The organism is Flavobacterium branchiicola (genome assembly GCF_018383905.1).
Lineage (GTDB): Bacteria > Bacteroidota > Bacteroidia > Flavobacteriales > Flavobacteriaceae > Flavobacterium > Flavobacterium branchiicola.
Map to the genome: position 1 here is coordinate 294,121 of NZ_JAGYWA010000007.1, position 23,666 is coordinate 317,786.

General features: G+C 32.6%; 27 protein-coding genes. 7 read left to right on the plus strand and 20 right to left on the minus strand.

All coding sequences use genetic code 11. From position 1 onward, the window contains the following. Nucleotides 1-122: 122 nt before the first annotated feature. The 3 genes from KHA98_RS18565 to KHA98_RS18575 form a co-directional block, all read right to left on the minus strand. Nucleotides 123-296, minus strand: coding sequence for a hypothetical protein (locus KHA98_RS18565; protein WP_213259386.1), 174 nt, complete (start codon nt 294-296; stop codon nt 123-125). Continuing rightward, nucleotides 271-738 (minus strand): DUF6934 family protein, encoded by a 468-nt coding sequence (locus KHA98_RS18570; protein ID WP_213259387.1) that lies wholly within the window; start codon nt 736-738, stop codon nt 271-273. The genes KHA98_RS18565 and KHA98_RS18570 overlap by 26 nt, the downstream gene beginning before the upstream one ends. A gap of 98 nt (nt 739-836) precedes the next feature. After that, nucleotides 837-1,265, minus strand: a complete 429-nt coding sequence (locus KHA98_RS18575) for a copper resistance protein NlpE N-terminal domain-containing protein (protein WP_213259388.1) — start codon at nt 1,263-1,265, stop codon at nt 837-839. A 523-nt stretch (nt 1,266-1,788) separates the two neighbouring features. On the opposite strand from KHA98_RS18575, the gene KHA98_RS18580 reads away from it, so the two are divergent. Both KHA98_RS18580 and KHA98_RS18585 read left to right on the plus strand, forming a co-directional pair. Continuing rightward, a complete protein-coding gene (locus tag KHA98_RS18580; protein ID WP_213259389.1) occupies nt 1,789-3,393 on the plus strand; it encodes a PKD domain-containing protein in 1,605 nt (534 codons plus the stop codon). A gap of 393 nt (nt 3,394-3,786) precedes the next feature. Then, nucleotides 3,787-5,637, plus strand: coding sequence for a hypothetical protein (locus KHA98_RS18585; protein ID WP_213259390.1), 1,851 nt, complete (start codon nt 3,787-3,789; stop codon nt 5,635-5,637). 177 nt (nt 5,638-5,814) lie between these two features. On the opposite strand, the gene KHA98_RS18590 is transcribed toward KHA98_RS18585, so the two are convergent. From KHA98_RS18590 to KHA98_RS18600, 3 genes are read right to left on the minus strand one after another with little or no spacing between them, the layout of a single operon-like run. Then, complete coding sequence (locus tag KHA98_RS18590; RefSeq protein WP_213259391.1) at nt 5,815-6,309, minus strand: SRPBCC family protein; 495 nt, start codon at nt 6,307-6,309, stop codon at nt 5,815-5,817. A 12-nt stretch (nt 6,310-6,321) separates the two neighbouring features. Continuing rightward, nucleotides 6,322-7,140: an endonuclease domain-containing protein gene (locus KHA98_RS18595; protein ID WP_213259392.1), complete on the minus strand. Its 819-nt coding sequence runs from the start codon at nt 7,138-7,140 to the stop codon at nt 6,322-6,324. 40 nt (nt 7,141-7,180) lie between these two features. Continuing rightward, on the minus strand, nt 7,181-7,417 hold the full coding sequence (locus KHA98_RS18600; RefSeq protein ID WP_213259393.1) for a helix-turn-helix domain-containing protein: 237 nt from the start codon (nt 7,415-7,417) through the stop codon (nt 7,181-7,183). Between the two features lie 111 nt (nt 7,418-7,528). On the opposite strand from KHA98_RS18600, the gene KHA98_RS18605 reads away from it, so the two are divergent. The 3 genes from KHA98_RS18605 to KHA98_RS18615 all read left to right on the plus strand — a co-directional run bounded on the left by KHA98_RS18605 (nt 7,529) and on the right by KHA98_RS18615 (nt 9,565). After that, nucleotides 7,529-7,864 (plus strand): hypothetical protein, encoded by a 336-nt coding sequence (locus KHA98_RS18605; RefSeq protein WP_213259394.1) that lies wholly within the window; start codon nt 7,529-7,531, stop codon nt 7,862-7,864. Between the two features lie 351 nt (nt 7,865-8,215). After that, on the plus strand, nt 8,216-8,593 hold the full coding sequence (locus KHA98_RS18610) for a GreA/GreB family elongation factor (protein ID WP_213259395.1): 378 nt from the start codon (nt 8,216-8,218) through the stop codon (nt 8,591-8,593). Between the two features lie 186 nt (nt 8,594-8,779). Beyond that, nucleotides 8,780-9,565: a DUF5995 family protein gene (locus KHA98_RS18615; RefSeq protein WP_246522420.1), complete on the plus strand. Its 786-nt coding sequence runs from the start codon at nt 8,780-8,782 to the stop codon at nt 9,563-9,565. A 776-nt stretch (nt 9,566-10,341) separates the two neighbouring features. On the opposite strand, the gene KHA98_RS18620 is transcribed toward KHA98_RS18615, so the two are convergent. From KHA98_RS18620 to KHA98_RS18630, 3 genes are all read right to left on the minus strand, one after another. Further along, nucleotides 10,342-10,656, minus strand: a complete 315-nt coding sequence (locus KHA98_RS18620) for a GIY-YIG nuclease family protein (RefSeq protein ID WP_213259397.1) — start codon at nt 10,654-10,656, stop codon at nt 10,342-10,344. 446 nt (nt 10,657-11,102) lie between these two features. After that, on the minus strand, nt 11,103-11,855 hold the full coding sequence (locus tag KHA98_RS18625) for an acetolactate decarboxylase (protein WP_213259398.1): 753 nt from the start codon (nt 11,853-11,855) through the stop codon (nt 11,103-11,105). Between the two features lie 612 nt (nt 11,856-12,467). Continuing rightward, nucleotides 12,468-12,767: a hypothetical protein gene (locus KHA98_RS18630; RefSeq protein WP_213259399.1), complete on the minus strand. Its 300-nt coding sequence runs from the start codon at nt 12,765-12,767 to the stop codon at nt 12,468-12,470. Nucleotides 12,768-12,892: 125 nt separating this feature from the next. Between KHA98_RS18630 and KHA98_RS18635 the strand changes: the two genes are divergently transcribed. Further along, on the plus strand, nt 12,893-13,135 hold the full coding sequence (locus KHA98_RS18635; protein WP_213259400.1) for a helix-turn-helix domain-containing protein: 243 nt from the start codon (nt 12,893-12,895) through the stop codon (nt 13,133-13,135). Between the two features lie 119 nt (nt 13,136-13,254). Here KHA98_RS18635 and KHA98_RS18640 read toward each other — a convergent pair whose 3' ends face one another. The 4 genes from KHA98_RS18640 to KHA98_RS18655 all read right to left on the minus strand — a co-directional run bounded on the left by KHA98_RS18640 (nt 13,255) and on the right by KHA98_RS18655 (nt 16,870). Next, nucleotides 13,255-13,665, minus strand: coding sequence for a hypothetical protein (locus KHA98_RS18640; RefSeq protein ID WP_213259401.1), 411 nt, complete (start codon nt 13,663-13,665; stop codon nt 13,255-13,257). 316 nt (nt 13,666-13,981) lie between these two features. Continuing rightward, on the minus strand, nt 13,982-15,202 hold the full coding sequence (locus KHA98_RS18645) for a toll/interleukin-1 receptor domain-containing protein (RefSeq protein WP_213259402.1): 1,221 nt from the start codon (nt 15,200-15,202) through the stop codon (nt 13,982-13,984). 63 nt (nt 15,203-15,265) lie between these two features. Beyond that, nucleotides 15,266-16,135: a toll/interleukin-1 receptor domain-containing protein gene (locus KHA98_RS18650; protein ID WP_213259403.1), complete on the minus strand. Its 870-nt coding sequence runs from the start codon at nt 16,133-16,135 to the stop codon at nt 15,266-15,268. A gap of 195 nt (nt 16,136-16,330) precedes the next feature. Continuing rightward, nucleotides 16,331-16,870, minus strand: a complete 540-nt coding sequence (locus KHA98_RS18655; protein WP_213259404.1) for a hypothetical protein — start codon at nt 16,868-16,870, stop codon at nt 16,331-16,333. 307 nt (nt 16,871-17,177) lie between these two features. On the opposite strand from KHA98_RS18655, the gene prfA reads away from it, so the two are divergent. Then, on the plus strand, nt 17,178-18,254 hold the full coding sequence (prfA, locus tag KHA98_RS18660; protein WP_213259405.1) for a peptide chain release factor 1: 1,077 nt from the start codon (nt 17,178-17,180) through the stop codon (nt 18,252-18,254). 822 nt (nt 18,255-19,076) lie between these two features. Here prfA and KHA98_RS18665 read toward each other — a convergent pair. The 7 genes from KHA98_RS18665 to KHA98_RS18695 form a co-directional block, all read right to left on the minus strand. Next, on the minus strand, nt 19,077-19,454 hold the full coding sequence (locus KHA98_RS18665; protein ID WP_213259406.1) for a hypothetical protein: 378 nt from the start codon (nt 19,452-19,454) through the stop codon (nt 19,077-19,079). Nucleotides 19,455-19,485: 31 nt separating this feature from the next. Then, nucleotides 19,486-19,845 carry a hypothetical protein gene (locus tag KHA98_RS18670; protein ID WP_213259407.1) on the minus strand — a complete coding sequence of 120 codons (360 nt, stop codon included), beginning with the start codon at nt 19,843-19,845 and terminating at the stop codon, nt 19,486-19,488. 38 nt (nt 19,846-19,883) lie between these two features. Next, the gene (locus KHA98_RS18675) at nt 19,884-20,168 is read right to left on the minus strand and encodes a YtxH domain-containing protein (RefSeq protein WP_213259408.1); all 285 of its coding nucleotides are present in this window, start codon (nt 20,166-20,168) and stop codon (nt 19,884-19,886) included. 51 nt (nt 20,169-20,219) lie between these two features. Next, entirely contained in the window at nt 20,220-20,372 is a 153-nt protein-coding gene (locus tag KHA98_RS18680; RefSeq protein ID WP_213259409.1) for a lmo0937 family membrane protein, read from the minus strand. 33 nt (nt 20,373-20,405) lie between these two features. Further along, on the minus strand, nt 20,406-21,050 hold the full coding sequence (locus KHA98_RS18685; protein ID WP_213259410.1) for a porin family protein: 645 nt from the start codon (nt 21,048-21,050) through the stop codon (nt 20,406-20,408). Between the two features lie 39 nt (nt 21,051-21,089). After that, nucleotides 21,090-21,620 carry a DUF4142 domain-containing protein gene (locus KHA98_RS18690; protein WP_246522422.1) on the minus strand — a complete coding sequence of 177 codons (531 nt, stop codon included), beginning with the start codon at nt 21,618-21,620 and terminating at the stop codon, nt 21,090-21,092. Between the two features lie 251 nt (nt 21,621-21,871). Beyond that, a complete protein-coding gene (locus KHA98_RS18695) occupies nt 21,872-23,656 on the minus strand; it encodes a sensor histidine kinase (RefSeq protein ID WP_213259412.1) in 1,785 nt (594 codons plus the stop codon). Nucleotides 23,657-23,666 lie beyond the last annotated feature (10 nt).

The following is a 23,666-nucleotide window of genomic DNA, read 5'->3' on the forward strand; positions in this document are numbered from 1 at the left end:
GGACAAAGAAGTATAGATGTATATTGAATTGACTTAAAGTGATAGGGAGGCTTAGAGCATAGAATAAAAAAAACCGTTGAAAAAATTGTCTTCAACAGTTTTTAACTTTAAGAATAAATGAATTAAAAATTCAATTTAAAATTATGTTTGTTAACTTCTTCCAGCTTATCAGATTTAAATTTTATATCTTTTATTTTATCTAATTTCGGTTCAATTGTTACTTTAGAATCTGTTTTAATTTTTTTATTAACCACCGTATGTGTTTTCATATTATTTTCTTTTAATAATAAATCCATAAAAATCACCATTTGAGTCAAAAGGAACATTAAATATATTTCCATTCTCATCTTCTATTGCTCCAAAGATATGAAATGTTTCTGATAATTCCTTTATATTTAGAGATATAGCTCTTCTGTATAATCGTGTCCTGCTTTTAGTACTACCTTTAAAAAAGATTTTCCTTTCATGATACTTTTCGGTAAAAATATAGACAGATTTAGCCACTGTGGCAAGAACTGCATTTCGATCTCCGTTATCACTTACAATTAAATCATCAATAATATATTCTTTTTGGATAGGATCAAATATTAAATCTCCAAAACCTAAATTGTATATACTCTCATTTTTTGTGGCTTTATAAGCGATACCCTTATCTATCTCTCCATTAATTCCGTTACTTTTAAATTTGAATAGCGTAACATCTGTATTTGTTAGTAAATCATATTTCGGAATATTCATTATCTAAGAATTTATCTTGCGAAGATATAATTTTAAAGTAAGAATAAACTTATTTTTATTGATTTGTTATTGCCTTTTTTTATAAGGGATTTTATATATTACATCTTAAAAATAGCAATATTTTCCATCCAGAAAATGTCCGATTCTAAAAACTGAAGCTTTGTTTTAACGACTTTATCGCTTTTATCCCTTGGGTTTTTGGTTACAAATCGCGCTACGGAATTAGTAAAATCTAAAGTATATTTTTCGTCAAAATCTTCTTTTTTGTTTGCAGAAAAAGTAATCAGATTATCTTTTGCGCTCCATTTTCCTTTTCCGTATTTATTGACTTCCGGCGGAGTTGCACCTTGTAGTTTTGTGTACGAATGAAATACAAAAGTTCCGTCCTCGTTTAAGGTTAGTTGATATTTAATAGTGTTGTGTTCTTCCTCAGTAACTGAGCGTGTGTAATTGCCAGCAAATTGATTTGATTGTGCAAATAAGGTTAAGTTGGTTATAAAAAGTAAAGTGGTAATTACTAGTTTCATAAAGTTTTAATTATTTATTAAAGCGTTAAAGTATTCTTTTATTTAGTAAATATAATCTGTCTTAGTAAATATATTGAAGAAAGTGTAAGAAAATTTTCTTACAGCTTTTTGCCCGGTTTACTCTCTGATAAATTTTGAAAAAAAGACCATTACGATTGGTCTTTGTAACGATTTTGTCAACTTTAGAATAAAAAAAGTACTCAAAGTATTTTTTTTAACAATATATAACTCATTGAGATATTAGTGATTAAGTCTTTTTAAGGATTTTTATAATTATATTTATAATATTTGTAAGTTTTGTTTTATAAATTTATTGTAAATTAGTACAATAAAACTACAAAATTTCAAAAACGAATATTTTCCTGCTAACTAGAATAGTGTAAAATATTTCGTTTCATGACTGTATCCCACCAAGAAACAAAATTTTGCCGCCAATAAAATAATAAAGGATAATTATTGCCATTTATGAAAAATTGGAAAAAGAATCAAAACTAAATAATGGTGAATATAAAATTTTAAAATCATGAAAAAAATTGTACTTACAATACTTACTTGTATTGGTGTTGCAGTAACAACAAATGCGCAACAAAAACTGGGAAAAGAAACCAATAACTGGACATACGGTGAAAATGCTGGTTTAACATGGAATATCACGCAAACAAAAGGGGTAACTAGAATAAGTGCCGGAGCTAAAAACAACACTCTTTCTGGGCTTCCTACCGTCATTACATCGGCTTTGAGTACAGCTGAAGGCTGTTTTACTTTATCCGATAAAAACGGAAACTTGTTGTTTTATTCTGATGGTATGACCGTATGGGATAAAACCAATACTCCAATGCCAAATGGCACAGGACTTGTAGGAGATGCTTCTTCGGCGCAATCAGGAATTATTATGCCTTACCCTAAAAGCCCAGGTAAGTATGTAGCCATAAGCATTGGTGCGGCTGGAGTTATGACTGACGCAACTAATAATAATTTTAATAGATTAGCCTATTCGGTGATAGATATGACAAAGCATGGAGGTTTAGGTGATGTAGTGGAGGGACAGAAAAACATTGATCTTCCGCGACTGCCAGGATCCGGAAGTTTTAGTGAAAGTGTTTCGGCTATTATGATTCCGGGTACGTCTGACTTTTGGATTGTAGCGCCAGGAAAAGGATTAAACCCTACAGTAATGAATGCTTGGAAATTTACCGCTGACGGTCTTGCGGCACAGCCAGTGCTTTCGCCATTGACTGGTACAGGCACTTTTTCTGTTTCTAGTGCGAACGATATTAATGGTTATCTAAAATTTACTACTGATGGCAAACATTTTGTATGGCCTACCTGTAGAACAAGTCCTTCTCTTATTTATGGTGATTTTGATGCCACTACCGGAATTTTTAGTAATGCTAAAAAATTAGCAGATAGTGGTTTTGGTATTAACACAGGAATGCCTTATGGAATAGAATTTTCTCCAGACGGTAAACTATTGTATGTAAGTAATATGTCAGGAACTGGCGGTTCTACAACAGGAGTGTATGTGTACAAATGGGATGATGTGTTGACAAATCCTACACTTGCGATTAAAAATAAAAAAACTTGGTTAGCAGATAGATCAGGATCTGCAATACAGTTGGCTCCAGACGGCAGAATATATGTAGTGGTGCTTAAAGGTGGATCATTGTATGCTTTTGATGACCCGAACAATTTTACCGATCCAGCAATATACTCTGTATCGCCAGGAATGTCAGGAAAAGGAATGTATGGGCTTCCTAACTTTTCTGCTTCTTGGTTTAGTATGAATGTCGTGCAGAACAGTATAGCCTGTGCAGGAAACAATTCTAAATATACTATTGATATAGATGGATCTGATTTGTCTCAAACAGCAAAATTGTCTTGGAATTTTGGAGACGGTACAACGGCTGTAGACCAGCCTATAGTTTCTGGAACAGCAAAGTATACTCTAACACATAAATATGCAAATTCTGGAGATTATACTGTTACCGTTACGCCTTATACATCGGGCGGAGCTGCCTTAGTTCCTAAAACAATGAATGCCCATGTTGACAATTGTGTAATACAGGTAAACCGTAACATACGTGTCAATTTAAAAAACACAACTGAGCAAAATTTAAATGCAAATTAAAAGATAATACAGAGATCATCTTGTTTACAAAAAAAGAGCTGCAGGATGTATTTTCTTGCAGCTTTTTTACGCTATGCTATTAAAAAATTTCTTTTAAAAGGTTAATTATTAAAGTATAAGAATGTTGTTTTAAATCTAATCTTCAACATTAGAAATCTAATTTAAGATTAGTTAAAATGATGAGCCGTTTTTTTAAATGATTATCATTCAGAAACGCATAATGACAAATTTATTTAGAAAATATGTGAGTTTTTTCATTACAATACAAAGAAGTCTTATTCTACAATAATTTAATCTTTTAGTGGTAAAACGATCTGTTGTTTGAATCTAATTTTGCCACGGTTTCAAAAAAAAATTAAAAAAAGAAACAAGTAAATATTAAAAAGACGAAAAATGAAAAAAATATTACTTACGCTACTCATAATTCAGAGCGGTTTTATGATGGCACAAACTAAGACTTTGGTTACCATAAATGGAGAAAAGGTGCAAATAAATCCTAATGCTCCTGGTACGGCAGATAACGGATTAACGGTTACAAGTGGTAATATACAATTGGGAGGCGCATTATTGCAGCCTACAACCTTAACTACTACTTCTGCAGCAACATTGGCTTTAAAAGGATTACAAGATGGTTCGAGCACTGACAATGTTTTGGTAGCAGATGCAAATGGCGTTTTAAAATGGGTAAACAGATCTTCATTTCTCGCTGCTGGCGATAACCTAGGAAACCATACTGCGACGACCAATTTGGATATGACCAAACACAATGTAAACAATGTAAACACGGCTAACTTTGCAGATCAAGTAACGGCAAATACCAATACATATGGTTTATCTAAAAACAATGGTAATTTTACACTATACAATGGTTTAAAATCAGGTAATGATTTATTGGTAAACGAAACAACCAGAAAAACATCTGTAAACAATTTGGCTATCACCACAAGTACAGATGGTAATTTGCCAGCGGCTAATTATCTGGCTACTTCTGCAGATGCAAACGGTAATGTGGTTTGGAAATCTCCTGCAAATATTGTGTCTGACAACCAAGTACAGGCAGACTGGAATACAACAACAGCAACAGACCCTTCTTATATCAAGAATAAACCAGCTATTACCGGAGCAGGTGATAACTTAGGAAACCATACTGCGACTACTACGCTTAATATGGCTAAAAACAATATTAGTAATATAAACAACGCTTATTTTGCAGATCAAATAGGAGGAAATGCAAACACTTATTACTTTTACAAAAATAATGGTAATTTAGGATTGTACAATGGTTTAAAAGCAGGTAACGATTTATTGATCAACGAATCTACCAGAAAGACATCTGTAAACAATTTGGCAATCACAACAAGTACTGATGGTAATTTGCCAGTAGCTAATTATCTGGCAACTTCTGCAGATGCAAATGGTAATGTGGTTTGGAAATCTCCTGCAAGTATTGTGTCTGCAAACCAAGTGCAAGCCGACTGGAACACAACCTCTACTTCTGATCCTTCTTATATTAAAAATAAACCCTCTATTACTGGAGCAGGTGATAACTTAGGTAACCACACCGCTACAACTACGCTTAATATGACTAAGCATAATGTGGATAATATAAACGCCGCTTACTTTGCAGATCAGGTAGCAGCTAATACCTATAAATATGGTTTTTATAAAAATAATGGTGTTTTGGGGTTATGGTCTGATAGAAGCAACGGAAATGATTTTGCTATTAATGAAACAACAAGAAGAACGTCTGTAAATAATTTATCTATTGCGACAGGTACAAACGGTGTTGCGCCAGCGGCAGGAAATGTGGCCACTGCTGCAGATGCAAGCGGTAATGTAATCTGGACAAAAACAGAAGATTTTGGAAATATCATTTACACTAGCCCAAGTGTAGCTCCGGGTGCTAGTTATACATTTCAACTTACAGGAGGTGCTGGTTATTCTGTTTATACAATAACAAGTTCAAATATTTGTACGATACCAATGATTGCCAATTTTATTGCAGCAGCAGGAGGTATGGCATTTGTTGGAGGTGCATCGGCAGGTCAGCCCTATACTGTAACTTCACTTGACATCTATTCACAACAGTTTAAATTGACAGCAAATGCTTCTGGTTGCGTTGATGGAGGAAATAATACACAATTTAATTTTACTATTGTTAGATATCCACAACCTAATACAATAATGATTACTAATGACGGTAATTTGCCAAGAGTTTATACTTTAAGACAAAAAATCAACTAATGTATAAAAAGGTCTTATAAAACGAAATCTTATTTATTCAAACCTATAGATATTGCAATCCACCCTGTGCATTATTTTTTTCATGCCTGAAAAGGTAAAGCTGCAAAGATTGATTTCTTTGCAGTTTTTTTTTAATGTAAAAAGCTGCAATAATTAAAAAAAACACTACGGTTATTTTTAATTATTAATCATAGGGTTTAAGTTAGAATCTTTGTTTCGTAAATCTAATCCGCCCTCGTAAATTGATTTCAGATTGGTCAGATAAAAATGCCAGCCGTTTGAACAGCCCAGTCTAATGTATTGTTTAGAATAATCATCGGTAGGAATGTTATGATGGCGAAGTTCTACAATAGTATTGCCATTTTCTTCGCTCAATTTTATATCTACCAGACATTCTCCCTCAAAAGTAAATTGAAGCTCGTCTTTTCCGTTTGCAGAAGTAATTTTACCAATCATAGGGTCTTGGTACAAATACCAAAGCCATTCGTAAGCAGTATCTTGCGTTGCGTTTTTATCTTTGCTTATTAATTCTTTGTTGGCATCAAAAAAAGAGACTTTCTCAAGAAACCATTTTTCGAGTTCATTTGCTTTGGTCCAGGCATTATAAAGGTCTGAAAGCTTAGCCCTAACGGCTATTTTTTTTGTGAATGAAGTCCAGTCGAAATTTTCCATAATCAAGTAATTTTATTGATTTAATGCCCACGTCTTTCTTATATATTTATACAAATCTTCACTTACACCCGCAGGGTCTGTAAAAATTTCTGTTCCAGAATATCTAATTACATCATAGCCATTCATTTTTAATAAACGATCTCTTTTTCTGTCATTTATAAATGATTTTTTTGAATTATGAAATTGAAATCCATCACATTCAATAATTAATTTTAACTTTTCATTTCCGGGACACCATATTAAGATATCAGGTCTAATACTCTTATTATCTATTTTTAAGTTTGGGAATTCAGGTTGTAATGTTACATAATAGAAATCTAAAGTGAAATTTCTAACTATGTAATAATGCCAACAAATTTCTTCATAATCATCTTCCGTATAAATTCCAGAGCTAATAAATGTCTTTCGAAAAGAAAGCTCGAAATTTATTAAATTTAGATCACCAGTTTTAACTTTATAACTTTCGACAATCTTTAGCATTTTCTTATGATTATCACGATAGATTTTCATAGTAGATTCTATATCTGGTATCTTAGGTGTTATTGTAAAACCAAGAATTCCATTTTTAACAAATAAAAGTAATAATGAACTGATAAACATTCGTTCGATCGGCGATTGACAATTTTCAAAAATTAAATTTGAATTAGTTTTTGAATAATTATCTAAAAAACGAGAATAAAAATTTGAATAATTGTATTCATATTTAGGTTGCTTTTCTTTTAGTTTAGTTTCTACAATAGACATTTGCACAAAAAAATCCAATAATGGTTCAAAACTTTCTTTTGACTCTAAGCTTTTTTGCAGAATGATAAGAATGTTTTTGTCTAACATATTTTATACTGGTTGATTGTACATTTTTTGAAAAATAAGCTTACAAATCCTTAATTAATTCACTAGGATGAACTTTTAAGGCTTGAGCAATTTTAAACAAAGTGCTTATTTTCATTTCCTGATAACCTTTGATATACTTTCTTAAATTTTCTACATCTAATTCGGCATCGTGAGCGACTTCTCTTGTCTTTAATTGATTATTATCAATTGTATCTTTTATCTTGATTCCAAGCTCTTTTACTACTTCTGGAATTTCACTTTTTCGTTCTCTTTTCATAGAAATGAAATTACAAGTAATAGATTGTTTTGACATGATTGATTAAAATCGATTGTTTTCAACCGAAATTTTATATATTTGTATTAATTGTAAATTAAATCTTATATAAAAATGGAAGTAAAACACAAAAAACAAACGCTCGAATTATCAGAATTAATAAACAAAGGAAATTATTTCACCAAACTAAAACAGGAGGATAAAAAGGACAATTCGTTTCTTGTACCGCTGAGCGTAACTTCGTACAACGAATTAAATCTTATGGTATCGGATTTGCTAAAAGCGAGTATTATTTTGCTTAATCCCGATGCTAAAACTTTGTCAAGTTTTACAAAAGACAATGATGTTAATGTAATGACTTTGCTTGAAATTGCCTTGCAGTTATTACCCGAAGAAGAAATGGAGTTGCTGGATGATTTGCACAACCTGCAGTTGAAGGCTAATTTATAAATGAGGTAGTAAAGGTTTAACATTTTTGTAAGAAAAAAAAGTCTTATCTTTCGACTCTATTATATTTGATACAATGGTTACTGCAAATTTTTATTTAATAAACAGCTGTTTGATGTGCTTAATGTGCACATTGCTGTATTTGCATGACGATACTTTCCTAAAAAGCTCAAAAGAGTTTATTCCTTTTGCCCTGTCACAACTCTAGACAGGGAACCTCTGTATTTCAGAAAATTTATTTAATCTTCAGTTTTTATTCAGGATACAATATCATTGAATGAATTTGCATTTGTGCTATATTCAATGAAGAGTTGTATGTTGTAGACTGTATGAAATGGAGCAAACAGGAAAGTCATGTCACAAAATATTATATTAACAACAGGAACATACGATTTAATTAAAGACCACGTAAGAAGAAAAAAAGTAACTCCGCAGGAGGAGGAATTGTTATTAGGTCAGTTAAGACACGCTACTCAGGTATTAAGAAAAAATTTGCCTGAAGATATCGTTTCAATAAACCGCAGAGTTACGTATAAAGACCATGTAAAAAACGAAGAAAAAACAATTCTTTTAGTTGGTCCGGACAAAGCAAAAACAAGCAAAAACAAAATTTCTGTTCTTTCGGATGAAGGAATTGCAATGATAGGTTATAAAGAAGGCGATCTTGTAGAATGGCCTGCCAAAAAAGGAAATCTAAAATTAGAGATTCTTAAAGTAGAAGAGGTAGCTTAACGGCTTCCCAATTTGTGTTTTTTTAATGATTAAACATCCCGGAAGAGTTTTCTTTACGGGATGTTTTTTTTGTATTGAAAAAGAAAGAAAAATAATAAGATAATTACCTCAAAAAATAGGCGTTGAAAGAGTAAAAATAATTAAATTCGTTCTCGTTAATTTAATTGTAACTAATTATTAATGAGTATGAAACAAGCTGCAACTATAAACGAAGTAATTTTGTTACTGGATGAAATAATAGAAAAATCAAAAATAGACCAGAGTAATTTAGGTTTATTTGCTGTCCTGTATCGTGAAGTTACTGTGAGAGTAAAAGAGGGTATTTTGGCAGGTTCTTTTCAGAATGGTGAACGAATGGAAAAACTGGATGTTATTTTTGCCAATCGGTATTTAAAAGCCTATTATGAATATCAGGCAAAAGAAAAACCATCAGAATGTTGGGGATTTGCTTTTGAACAAGCCGAAAAGTTTTGGCCCATAGTTTTGCAACATTTACTACTGGGGATCAATGCACATATCAACCTCGATTTAGGCATAGCCTCGGCTCAGGTAAGCACGGTAGAAGATATAGCAGATTTAAAACATGATTTTGACCAAATAAATGCTATTCTGAGTAATTTGGTTGCCAGTGTCGAAAAATGCTTAATCAAAATTTGGCCAACACTTACGTGGATACTAAAAGCTACAGGTAAAATGGACACTTTTTTTATAGATTTTAGCATGGAAACCGCAAGAAACGGCGCCTGGAAATTTGCCAATGAATTTGTAGCGGTTCCCGAAAATGAACGTGAAGCCTGCACGCAACTAAGAGATCAAAGAATAACAGAAATTGCCCGATTGGTTTCGAACCCGGGGTATTTTGTTAGTGCTGTTTTTAAATTTATCCGCTTATTTGAAAGAGGAACAATCGCTCAAAAAATAATTGACATGCAGATAAAGGAAGAAAAAAACATGGAATGTGTTGTGGCGTAAATTTTAAAAAGATAAGAGAGCCGAAAAGTATAAAGATTATCCGCACCAGTTCCCGCGTCAGTTTGTCTAGTAAACCCGACAGGTTTTTTAAACCTGTCGGGTTTGACGTTTAAATAAATTCAAATCTAAACCAGTTTTCCCGTCCAGTTTTGTCATTTCGACGGAGGAGACCCGAGTGCTAGCGAACAGGCGAAGCAAATCTCCGCAATCCGGAGGCTTCGGGACGTAAAGTGTATCACTAATCTTTGTCGAATTACTAACGAAGATTTCTCCTCCGTCGAAATGACAATATTACGGGGAAAATAGTAGTTTGAAATTACACACAATCTTGTCATCCTGACGAGGGAAGGATCTCCGCAAGTAGCTCCACAAAGTAAATAAAAAGCAGTTTATCCGCTCCAATTTGTCATTTCGACGAAGGAGAAATCTCCGCAAGAAACTCCACAAAGTAAATCAAAAGCAGTTTTCACACTCAGTTTTGTCATTTCGATCCCGTCCCGAGGCGTCGGGATCGGGAGAGAAATCACACAAGAAACTCGACAAAGATTGGCGATTCTCCTTGCGGAATCCCGCGTGCGATTCCTCGTTCCTCGGAATGATAATTTTACACGAAAAATGGTAGTTTGAAATTACACACAATCTTGTCATCCTGACAAAGGAAGGATCTTCGCAAGTAACTCCACAAAGTAAATTAAAAGCAGTATTCACGCCCAGTTTTGTCATTTCGACGGAGGAGAAATCTTCGCAAGAAACTCTGTAAAGTTAATCCAAACTCTTCATGCAAATAAATAATTCAAAAAATCCAGATCAGGATTAATAGTTTTAATCAATTCGATTTTCTTTTCTCTACGCCAGTCTTTTATTTCTTTTTCACGAGCAATTGCTTCTTGAATCCATGAAAATTTTTCGTAATACAACAGATATATAACATTGTATTTTGAGGCAAAGGTTTTGTTGCCGTTCGAGTTATTTTCGTGATGCTGATTTAAACGAATTCTTAGATTATTGGTGACTCCAGTATAAAGAACAGTTTTTGATTTGTTTGTTAGTATGTAAATGTAGTACGTATGATAGCCTTCGTGTAATTGCATTTTTTATTTGTAAAATTACAGAATTTTCTTTCTTTTTGAATAAAAATATTAATATCGTATACTATTCTTTGTCGAGCTACTTGCGGAGATTTCTCCTTACGTCGAAATGACAAAACAGGGTGTGTAAATCGGTGTGGACAACCTTTACAGAGCTACTTGCGGAGATTCCTCCTTACGTCGAAATTGACAAAACAGGGTGTGTAAATCGGTGAGGACAACCTTTACAGAGCTACTTACGAAGATTCCTCGTTCCTCGGAATGACAGGCTCGCGGTAATAACTTAGTTTGAAATTAGACACAATCTTGTCATCCTGACGAAGGAAGGATCTCCGCAAGTAGCTCCACAAAGTAAATCAAAAGCAGTTTTCACGCCCAGATTTGTCATTTCCTTGGCAAGAATTTCCACAGCGTATATTGTCAATCTTTTTCATATCTCGTTCTTCAAATTAATGTAACCAAAGTTTATCGAACTCTTGGCTTTGTTTTGGTAAAATGATTTCGTAACCTGGTTTTTCATCAATACTTACTTTTAGGTTTACAAGTGAAAAATTACCTGAAACCAAATGTCCTCCATACTTTTTATCATCGGAAATAAAATGAAAATGAAAAGGCGACAAATCAATAGAGGCAAAAGATGGCGGATTATAAAAACCAACTATTGTACCCGAAATATTTTCTTTTACATACAAAGATCTATTTTGTAGTAATTGATCAAAACTGATATTCTTTTTAGGATCAATTCTGCTTATGCAACCAAGTACAATTGACTCAAAACTGCATTCAATACGCAATGCATAAGGTTTATTGATAGATGGGAGCCTCCTTAATATTTGTTCTTCCAGCATTTCAATATTTTTAACTTCTTTAATTTCATGTTCGATATCGGCCGAAAAAAAGGTTACGCAAGCATATGGGACTTGACATTCTAATTTAATTTCAGAGATATCACCATTTGTAACTGCCCGATAAAAAATACCGTCCAAAACGATCATTTCACCATCTAGATAATTATAAGTCCCTAAACCAAAGTTACCTTTATGCCGAAGGTCTTTTACAGAAAGATCACCCACAAAAACATTATTACGCATAGCGTCTATTAGTGAATAATGAAAAACGGGTTTCTTTTTTTTATTCTGCTTCGTTACAAGTAAAAAACTAGTAATAGTATCAAAAAATCTAATATGCAGGTTTTTTCTCATTTTGTATTCTTTTTACTTGGTTTTCAAAATCTTACATATTAAAAGTAAGAAAATTATACTGTAGTACAACTAGTTAATGAGAAGTAATCTTATATTAACAATTTATTTAAACTATATTATTGATTGTGAAAAAAATATACCGCAAATAAATGAATTTGGTTTTTTTATGTTATGAAAAAATCTTGCAAAGTAGACGACACGCAAAGTTTTTTGGTAAAGTAATCCCATTTTTGTCATCAATGTAGAGAGACCCGAGCGCTAGCGAACAGGCGAAGCAAATCACACAAGAAACTCGACAAAGATTGACGATTCTCTTTGCGGAATCCCGCGTGCGATTCCTCGTTCCTCGGAATGACATGTTTGCGTGAAAAATAGTAGTTTGAAATTACACATAATTTTGTCATCCTGACGAAGGAAGGATCTCCGCAAGTAGCTCCACAAAGTAAATCAAAAGCAGTATTCACGCTCAGATTTGTCATTTCGACGAAGGAGAAATCTCCGCAAAAAACTCGATAAAGATTGGCGATTCTCTTTGGGGAATCCCGTGTGCGATTCCTCCTCTGTCGGAATGACAAAATCGGATTCTTAAACACTTCGCAGAGTACAAGAAACCTACAAAACCTTATACAACTCATCCAACAATTCCATTTCGTCGTTTGGCAGAAGTTTTACAGCCATTTCGAGTAAAAGCATGGCATCGTTTGCGGGTTGAGAATTTTCCTGCTGTAGGGTGTTGATACTTGTTCTTAACAAAGAGAAAATGGTTTGCATTAATTCGTTGTAAGATGTTACAGTGAGATCGGTTTTTAGGGTATTATCCTCTTTTAGATTTGGTTTTAGCTTTGTGAAATAATTTAGATTGGTCGCAAAATTTAAAAAATCGTTTAATTGTTGTTCTGATTTTTCTTTCATGGCTTGTGTTTTTTAGGTTAAATAATTAGTGAAGTTGTACTTATCTAAAGCAAATATAATAAAATTCGACTTATAAGTCGAATTTATTTTAAAGATTGATGAGGTTACTTCTTTTTCTTTGTTTTATGAAGACGATTGATAAATTAGAAGAAGAAATAGTCGATAGAATTTATAAACTTTTCCTGGAAAAATACGCAGGAAACAAGAGTGCTTTTGCAAAAGCAAGTAACTGCACAGAAACCACTGTACGAAGAATTTTAAGAAAAGAACAAGGTATTACTATAAATCTTCTGATTAGAATGGCAAAAGCGCTTGATACAACTTCTAGTGCGCTTTTGAAAGATCTGTATATTAAAAATGAAGAATAAATGCCGTTCTTAAGTTGAATATTTAGAGAAATTGTTGGGAGGGAAGTAAGTTCCTTTTTTGATAAAGAATAGAAATGCGCAAAAGGCTTTTGAAAAAGCTTCTGCGTTTTTTTTTGATTTTATTTTTTCATTGATTGAATATATTCTTTGTAGTATGGATTTTCGTTTTGTTTAATTGTGTCGCCATTCTTTTTTACATAATATACCGTATCCGATTTTATATTTTTATAAACAAAATCACCGATTTTCATGTCTGGATATATATAACAACCAACTCTGTGTATAATCCCTGTTTTTAAATGTAAATATCTCGCAACATTACATCCACCACCACTTTGATCCTCTTCCTTTTTATAAATTTCTCCTGAAAAACTATAATTTTGAAATTCATGATACTTTCTCTCAATATAGCTTTTTGAGTTTACCATAAAGTATCCTCCAATAATTGTAAGAAACAATATAGGTAATAATATTTTTCCAAGAATTGTTAATTGTTTTTCTTGCTCTATTTCTTCTTCAGAAGAGTTCATAAAACGTTTCTTTTTTTATTTCTACTTAACGTAATTTGTATTTTACACGCTGCGCAAATGTCTCTGACTTTGCGCCATTTCAAAATTATAATTTAAAATTGAAAACTCCTTAAAGTCTCTGACTTTTAAACGGAAGTTCTAATTAAACAATATTTCCCAATGAAAATCTATTTCTAAATGTGAATTTTCAAGAATTGACATGTAAAGTCAGAGACTTTTGAAAAGTTTAAAATTCTAAGAACTTATAAAAAAAACGCAAAGTCAGAGACATTTGCGTAGCGCGTTGGAAGGAATACTTCGTAGAGCGGGGCGTAGTTTACATCTGATTAAGCCTTCTTAGACTTTCAATTTGTCGTTGTTCAAAATCTAATTGCATTTCATAATCTTCTTTCCATTCAATTCTTGCCTTATTTCTAATTAATTCGAAATGTTTTTTATCTATATCCATAGGATTGTGTAGTTTTAGATTTTCAACAGCGGTTTTTTGTTTTTCGATATAATATAGTTGCATTTCGAAATCTGTAGGCCACTCAATTTCACTGTTCTTTTTAATAATAATATTAGAGTTTGCATAATAATCGTCATCTTCAGAAATAAAACTTTTTGTTTCAGAAAAAGTATCGCTTGATACATTTGATGACGTAATAAGGTGTTTAATTTCCTTTAAATGATTATCTCTTTTTCTTTCCCAGATGGAAGTATTAATAGGGAATATGTTTAGATATTTTTCAATTAGTTCTTTAAAACTATTGTATCCTTCTTTTTCATCAATCTTCATTCCATGACTAGTTGGTATAACTCCTTTCATATCGCTGTAATCAAAAGGTGGAATCAACATTGGAATATGGTCATTTGTTTTAATCCAAGTGGCGCCCATCTCACATAAGCTGATAACACTTGAATAGAAATTATTTGAAAGTATAAAAATTACTAGAACATTTTCGCTTAATTCATTCCTTAACTGTTCTAAGAAATCTTTACCTAGTTTAATTCCATATCCTTCAAATGATGAACAGAAAATCTTATTACTAGGAACTCCAATAGTCTCTAAAAGATCGATGATTTTTTCAACATATTTTGAATCTAAACTTGAATGGCTAATAAAAATTTTATTCATGATTTTATTTGTTTTCGCATCTTCATATTCTGGAAAAGTGTTTTCTATAAATTTTAAATTTCTTTGTAAAAGAATGAGAACATCAATTTTTTTTTGACAGCTTTCTTTAAAATTTTTAAGTTTGAAATGTAATATATTTTCATCTGATTCTTTTAGCACTTCTGCCAGTGGCTCCAAATCAAAGCGATCCACATCAATAAAATCATTTAAATATTCATTTGGAAGAACAGAATTAAATCGTACTTTTAAAAAATTAATTACTTCTTTATTCCAAAAATTAAAATCTCTTTTTAGAGACTTTAATTTTACTAAAGTAATATCTTTATTCGTATGCCGGTCTTCAAGAGTATTTCCTTCTAAAATATATTGCTCTAGTTCTTTTGAAAACTCTGCCCTAGGGTAATTTAATGTTATATTCAATTTTTTAATTATTGGATTTGATTGAATTAAGTACTATTAAAATACTCGATATTAAAAAATGAACTATTTTAATAAACTATTGATTTTTAATAAGTATTCTTCTCTTTTTTCTTCCCATCTTGTAAAGCTAATTGGAGACAAATTAAAATAGAGTTCCAACTGCTCTTTAAAAGAATTAAGTTGATTTTTATCATTTATTTTGAAACCAATAGAGTTAGGGAAAACACCTTCCATGCTTTTAAAGTCAAATGGAGGAATTAGAATTGGTATTTGTTTATTTGATTTAATCCATATTGCACCCATTTCACAAAGGCAAACAGGACTTTTGTAAAAATTCTCACTTAGCATAAAAAGTGCAAGAACATTTTCATCGAGTTCTCTTTTTAGACGTTCGAAAATATTTTCCCCTAATGAAATTCCGTATGAAGAATGAGAAGAATAAAAGATTTGATTTTCAGAAACTCCAATTCCTTCAATTAAATCAATTAAGGGTTTGATTTTTTCCTTATCGATTGATGAATGACTAATAAAAATTTTTTTCATGTTTTTTGTACTATTGTTTTTATCAAATGGGATTAGTTGTTCTTTAAAAGGTAATAAATCAATGTTTTTGAGATAATTCGTTTTCGTTATTGCTGTCTCTAGATGTAGAATTTGCTTTGGTAAGCAATAGATAACGTTACGACGTTTAGCTTGAAATGAATTGTCATCTATGTTGACATTGCCTAATAGTTTTATGTTTAAATACATGTTAAATAATTGCTTATCAATATAGGCATTTTTTAAGATTTCATGATTAGTATCATTCCATTTTTTGTATTTTATTAAAAAATTATCAAGCTGATTTGTACTTGAAATATTCTCAATTTGATTATTTAAATCTTCACCATTATTCTTTTGGGTTTTTAAGGCTAAAATAAGATTTTCTTTCATTTTTTTAATCGGTAAATTTTTTAAATTTAAATGTATCTAAATCGTTATATTGATATAATGTCCTAGTTATTTAATTATTTTAGCAATCAGCTTTTTTTATGAAAAATTGTAGACAAAATTTAGAAACAAACATCGTCTTTAATTTAGATCTACCGATAAGTAAAAATACCTGATTATTTGAAAAAAGCAAAAGGATTATTTAATCTCCTTTAACATGGTAAGTAATTCTGGAATTTTGCCAACTTGTGTTTCTGTCCAGAAATAATGTTCATTATCTGTCACACCATTATCTTTTAGATATATTGATATTCTTCTTGAGGTTTTTTCGATATAAAAACTAAATGTTATTTCTCTTGAATTAAAAATATATGTGGTTGATTGGTTTCTGTCAGTTTTGTCTTTAAGATTTGGAATAACATATTGCTCAATAAATAAAATGAATTCATCAACTTCATTTAAATCGATCCAAGAGGATTTAAAATAGCCTTTGCTTATAGCCATATCCATTTGCAATGATTTTATTTTATTATTTGATTTCAAGTTAATTGCTTCAACAGGAAAAAAAGATACAATTTCTCCTATTCCAGATTTAAATTCAGCTTTTACATTCCAATCTTTATTGATTTGGGTTATCTCAGCATTTTCAATAAACAATCTGGTTTCAGAATTCTTTTTTTGAGAATAATTTACCGTAATTGCAAAAAGCGATAAAAATATAGTAAGGAGTTTTTTCATAGTTATTGGTTAGGATTGTTTCAAAAGTAATTACTTGAAAATCAAATTCATTACGGAAAACCGTAAATCTCCTAAATAAAACCAATTTCCCTAGCCCTGATAGCAGCGGCATCCTTTTTAGGCAAACGCAGATATCTTAATTCAATTAAAAACTTTCTGCCTAAAAAGATACAGCGGATAGCAGGAAACAGCTCCTAAAAACTATCCAAATTCTACTAAATTTCATGCTCAAAAAACACACAAAATCAATTATAGAATTTTCCACAAAAATTTTGTAATTTTGCAGTCCAAATAAAGGAAAAAGAAAATGTTAGATAGACTTCAATATGTAAAGCAGCGTTTTGATGAGATTTCGGATTTGATTATTCAGCCGGATGTCATTGCAGATCAGAAACGTTATGTACTGCTTAACCAGGAATACAAAAGTATTAAAGCACTGGTTGAAAAGAGAGAAGAATACATTCTTGTTTTAGCCAATATTGATGAGGCCAACGAAATTATTGCAGACGGTAGCGATGCAGATATGACGGAAATGGCTAAAATGCAGTTGGATGAAGCAAAGGAACGTTTGCCACAACTTGAGGAGGAAATCAAATTTATGTTGATTCCTAAAGATCCTGAAGATGCTAAAAACGTTATGGTGGAGATTCGCGCGGGAACGGGTGGAGATGAAGCAAGTATTTTTGCAGGTGATTTATTTAGAATGTATACCAAATATTGCGAAAGCATGGGTTGGAGAACTTCTGTTGTAGATATGAACGAGGGTACTTCTGGAGGTTTTAAAGAGGTTATTTTTGAGGTTTCGGGAGAGGATGTATACGGTACGTTGAAGTTTGAAGCGGGTGTACACCGTGTACAACGTGTACCACAGACTGAAACTCAGGGTCGTGTGCATACATCGGCAGCTACGGTTATGGTTTTGCCAGAAGCGGAGGAGTTTGATGTTCAGATCGATATGAACGATGTTCGTGTTGATTTCTTCTGTTCGTCTGGACCTGGAGGACAATCTGTAAATACGACGAAATCGGCAGTACGTTTAACGCACATTCCGACTGGATTGGTGGCGCAATGTCAGGATCAGAAATCGCAGCATAAAAATAAAGATAAGGCGTTAACGGTTTTACGTTCTCGTTTGTACGAAATGGAATTGGCTAAGAAAGAGGCTGAAGATGCTACAAAACGTACATCGCAGGTTAGTTCTGGTGACCGTTCGGCTAAGATTCGTACCTACAACTATGCGCAAGGTCGTGTAACGGATCACCGTGTTGGTCTTACTCTTTACGATCTAGGAAATATCATGAATGGTGATATTCAGAAAATCGTTGCCGAGCTTCAGTTGGTAAATAATATGGAGAAATTGAAGGAAGCTTCGGAAGTGTATTAATCTAAGGTTCTGAGGTACTAAGATGCTAAGGTTCTAAGGTTTTTTTTCTTAGGTGCTGAGGTACTAAGATGCTAAGATTCTAAGCTTTTCTTATGATAACAAACCCGACAGGTTTTAAAAACCTGTCGGGTTTACTTTTTTCTAAGAGATACTTGTACCGAAGTACAGGGCTAAGTTTTTTTTTTCTTAGGTGCTGAGGTTCTAAGATGCTAAGATTCTAAGCTTTTCTTATAATAACAAACCCGACAGGTTTTTAAAACCTGTCGGGTTTACTTTTTTCTAAGAGATACTTATACCGAAGTCTGGGGGCTAAGTTTTTTTTTCTTAGGTGCTGAGGTTCTAAGATGCTAAGGTTCTAAGGTTTTCTTATGATAACAAACCCGACAGGTTTTAAAAACCTGTCGGGTTTACTTTTTCTAAAAGATAGTATCCCGAAGTTTCGGGACCGAGATTTTTTTTACCTTAGATTCTATAATAAGCAAAAGCCGAACTTTGTTCGGCTTTTTTATAGCTAAAAAAAAGCCAGATAAAAACGTAAAGTTTTATCTGGCTTTTTTCGCTTAGTTCCAGTATTTTAAGATCTTAGTTCCTCAGAACCTTAGTCCCTTAGCATCTCAGAACCTTAGCAACTTAAATATAGCGTGTATTAACCGTTTAACCGTTTATTAGTGATAAAGAAACGTATAAACGAGTTAGATACCGAGAAATACTCTTGTGTATTCAAAACATTTATAGAGATTAGAGTACATGTATACACCGTTTTTTAATACGATATGGCTTAACTTTTCCATGATTTAAATTTTAAGTTAGACAATATTACTCTTATGATGGTTCATATTGTGATGATTCTTCTCTGGAAGTTTCACCGGACGATTCGTGTTGTGGTTTTGAGACCAGATTGGTTACCACAAGCTGTACAATAGAGCCTAAAATTCCTTTGAAAACAGAATCGCCTTTTCCGACTATAAAACGTTTAGCCAGATAGCCAATCCCGATACTGATTGCCGATTGGGCGATATGGCTTTTAAAACCTACTGTTTCGTTGATTTCTTCGACCGTATTTCTAATCAGGTTGATAGGTTTTAGGTTTTCTTTGATATCGTCGATTTCATCTTTTATAGAACACCATTCGACGTCCTGACGATTTTCTAATACTTGTATTCTCTGATTTAATTGATCAATAGTGTAAATAGGCTCCATGATAGTCTTTTTTAATTATTACTATTTTAAATCAGTTTTTAGTTTCTTTTAGAATACTTGAAATTATGGTATTACCAATTGGGGTTTTTATGAGTTTGTGATGTGTTTTGTGAATCACAATGGCAACTATTAAATAAAACAGCGCTACGATAAAAAAGCCATAATAATACTCTCCAAGTTCTTTACCCACCCATAAACTTATCCCGATATTAAGAAACAGGGTAAAAAATGCAACAACAACGCCGACTGCTATCTTTGAGGTTAATGTTGATACAACATCTGCAACAGAACATACTGTTTTGAGTTTTAGTAATTCTAAACTCGTTTTAGTATAGTTTTCTGCTTTTTCGTAAAGATTTAAATTCTCGTTTGTTGTTGCATTTGTTTCCATGATATTGGGTATTTAGGGTTTAAAAATCGCACTCTTTTTTAGTAGTTTGATTTTACGGTTTTTGCTTCGTCTTTTATTGAGTTGAAATCTTCTTTAACCTGATTAAATTTAGATTTCCCTTCGTCCATCATTTCTTTTCCGTTTGATTTGATTGTGCTTACAATTCCGTCAAACTTCGTTTTCATGTTGTCTCCGTAATCTTTCGATTTATCTTTAATTTTTTTTCTGGTTTCAGAACCTTTGTCTGGTGCAAATAATACTCCTAATAATGCTCCTGCAGCTGCAGCTCCAACAATTCCTAAAATGGTGTTACTCGTTTTCATAATATTTGATTTTTAATAGATTAATATAATTATTTAATGTTGATTCGTTTTTTAAATTTCCCTGCCTTTAATAAGTCTTAACAGTACAGCAACAATGGCAATGACCAGTAAAATGTGAATCATGCTTCCGAAACTGTAAACAAAGAACCCAAGAGCCCAGAGAATAACCAGTATAACTGCTAGTGTGTATAATAAATTTGACATGGTTTTAATATTAAGGGGTTAATTAATTGATTTCTAGTTTAGCTTATACGATAAGTATAAAGACAGATTACTGTTTTTAGCATCCGGAAATGTATACGATGTTCCCGCAACCGTTCTTTCTTTACCTAAAGTCGTTAATCCGTAATTGTAACGAAGACCAATACTTATCGGGTTAAAATCTACTCCGATACCGGCAGAAAGACCAGCATCAAATTTGTTTAAATCGTCGGTGTCAACGTCTTCGTCGAAGTTAAAATCTCCATCGCCCGAAACTTTAGAACTTACCAGATACGATGCATATCCACCGGCCTGAACATTGAAGTTTTTGGTAATATTAACTCTCACTAACAAAGGAAGTTCGATATAATTCAGTTTAAACTTTCCAGATCCGCTTACAAAAGCATTGTCGTATTCTAGTTTGGCCCCTTTTGTAGTAAACAAAAGCTCGGGCTGAATGGCAATAAAATCTGAAATTGGCAATGTGGCATATACACCGGCATTAAAACCATATAGAACATTCTCGTCGTCGGCATTATTGTTATATAAATTAGACATGTTCAGTCCTCCTTTTACACCAAATTCGGTGGTTACTTTTTCGTCACTTTGTGCGTGCAGCATTCCAAATGAAGCTGATAAAAACAGGGTAAAGGCGCATAAAAAATTGGTTTGCATTTTCATAATAAAAAAATTAGTTAATAATAATAGATATAAAGGCTTTTAATAAAATTCTGCTTGTATTCGTTGGGTTTCCCTTAAAAGCTGATACTGTTCGGGCAAAAATTGCAACACTAGTTTTAGAATCTTTTCATCGTTTGTCTCTGCCGAAATTTTTTCGAACAATTTTATTTGTTCTGATAATGATGCTGCAATCGAGTTAAGATAGATTCTGGTAAAAGTGCTTTCATTTGGGTCTGTTAATTCATAAATATCTTTTTTATGAATCGCATTGATATCAGTTATAATAATGAGCTTTTTATTGGCCATTTCTGATATGTTTTGCAACAGCAGATTTTGATGATTTTCGATCTTTTTGCTTAAATCCTGTATCGTACTTTCTGAACGTTTTTGTGCAATTTGACTTTTAGAAATAATAGCATTACTTACATTTGCCGTCGCAATAAAAAAAGAAGCTTCAAGTTGATCTTTGTCATTTTGTTGCTTTCTGTTCTGGCCAAAAGTTTCTTTTTCGGTCCGGCTTCCTTTTTGATGTTCTTTCTTTCCGCATGCAGGAAAAAATAAAATTATCATTAAGAAAAAGACCTTTAAAAAAACTGCTTTTACAATGGGTATTGCTTTCATTATTACTTCATAAAGTATTACATTACAAAGATGCCACCGATTTACATTTTTTTCTTTACAGCATAAAAATGAATCTTTATATAATTCCCATAATCGATTATTATACGGTGTTTTATGTACTTTAAGGGTATAAAAAAAGCATTTACCCGAGATTAATTTTCTCTGAGTAAATGCTCTTTAAATATATTGTAGAATAAATTTTATTCTGGAAGAAACACGGTAAATTCTGAACCTTTATTCTGAACGCTGTCGGCTAAAATATATCCGCGGTGGTTTTCGACAATTTTTTTGCAAATCGCAAGTCCGATTCCGGTTCCGGGATAATCTGTTTTTGAATGCAGTCGCTGAAAAAGTACAAATATGGTTTCCTTAAATTGAGGGTCAAATCCCATTCCGTTATCGGTAAAAGTAATTTTATGAAACTTTTTGATAGACTGTTCTAATAAATCCGGATAATCTGCCGAAAGTACTTTTTCGCTTTCAATTTTAATTTCAGGAATACTACCAGGCTGACTATATTTTAAAGAATTCCCAATCAGGTTGATAAAAAGCTGCTCAATTTGATACGGAATTACAGAAAGTTTAGGCAGTTTTGTTGCGGTAATTACCGCTTTCTTATCGTTGATAATTTCTGTAAGTTCCGATTCTGCATTGTGCAGTAATTCATTCAGATTTGATTTTATAAACTCTTTTTTGGTTGTATTGGTTCTCGAGAATAAAAGTAAATCATCAATCAAGACACGCATTCTTTTTGCCGAAACTTCAATTTTAGCCAGATATTCTCGCGTGCTGTCTGATACAACTGCTTTATCGGCTTCTGAAACTCTTGAAATAAAGGTTTGAATTTTTCGTAAAGGTTCCTGTAAATCGTGACTCGCCACATGATTAAAAGAAGCGAGTTCTTTATTACTTTTTTCTAATTCCCTGTTGCGTTCCTGTAATTCGATATTTAGTAAATGCTCATCGGTAATATCAAAATTGATTCCCAGTAAAATTTTACTTCCTTGCTGGTCGGTCATTAATTTTCCTGTTGATTTAAAATATCTGATTTCGTGATCAGGAAGCAGAATTTTGTAATAAATAAAAGGCAGCTTCTTTTTCTCCAGAATGCCATGCATAGAATCGGCAACAGCTTCTTTATCGTCCGGATGTACAAAATCGAGAAAACTTTCGCGTTCGGGAACAAACGAATTAGGTTCAACGCCCAATAATCGAAACTGATTGTCTGAATAATCGATTTTTCCGGAATCCAGATCCCATTGCCAGGTACTAAATTTACCAATAGCTTCAGACTCTGCCATAAGGCCGCTGGAAATTAAAAGTTTTTTATTGAAGATTTTGAGGCGTTCAAAATCTTTGCTTATTTGTCTGTAAGCCAATAAAATAAAAACTAATGCGGTAAGAAATAACGAAATTGAAAAAACGGGACTTAATGAAATTTCCTGATCGTAGATTTTTTGTCTCTTGTCAAGATATTTCTTTTCGATATCATTCATTTTATCCACCTGAAAGCGGATGTTCTCCATTAAGATTCGCCCACCAAACATATAGTTGTCGAGTTTTCGTTTATCGTAAGTTTTGGGATCGCTGTATTTAAGGCAGTTTTCAAAGGAAACAAATCGCTGAATAATCAGTTTAAAAAGGCGCTCCAGGTTTTTTTGCTGAACCGGATTATCGGCAGTTAATTTTTTTAAGGTTATAAAGGAGGAATTAACCTTGTCGCGCGAATAAAGATACGGAGTTAGAAATCGGCCGTTTCGTGTGATGATATACCCACGCTGGCCAGTCTCGGCATCTTTAATCGCCGACATTAATCTTTCTAGCTGAAGATTAATTTCATAAGTATGCATAACCAGTTTGCTTGATTCGTTCAGGCTTTGGTTATGTTTGTAAGCGATAGAAGAAAGGAATAACAGAATGAAAACTGCGATTACAAAAATAACTCTCAATGAGTTTGAAGAATTAAAATTGGGTATCAATTTCATTATTTATGCT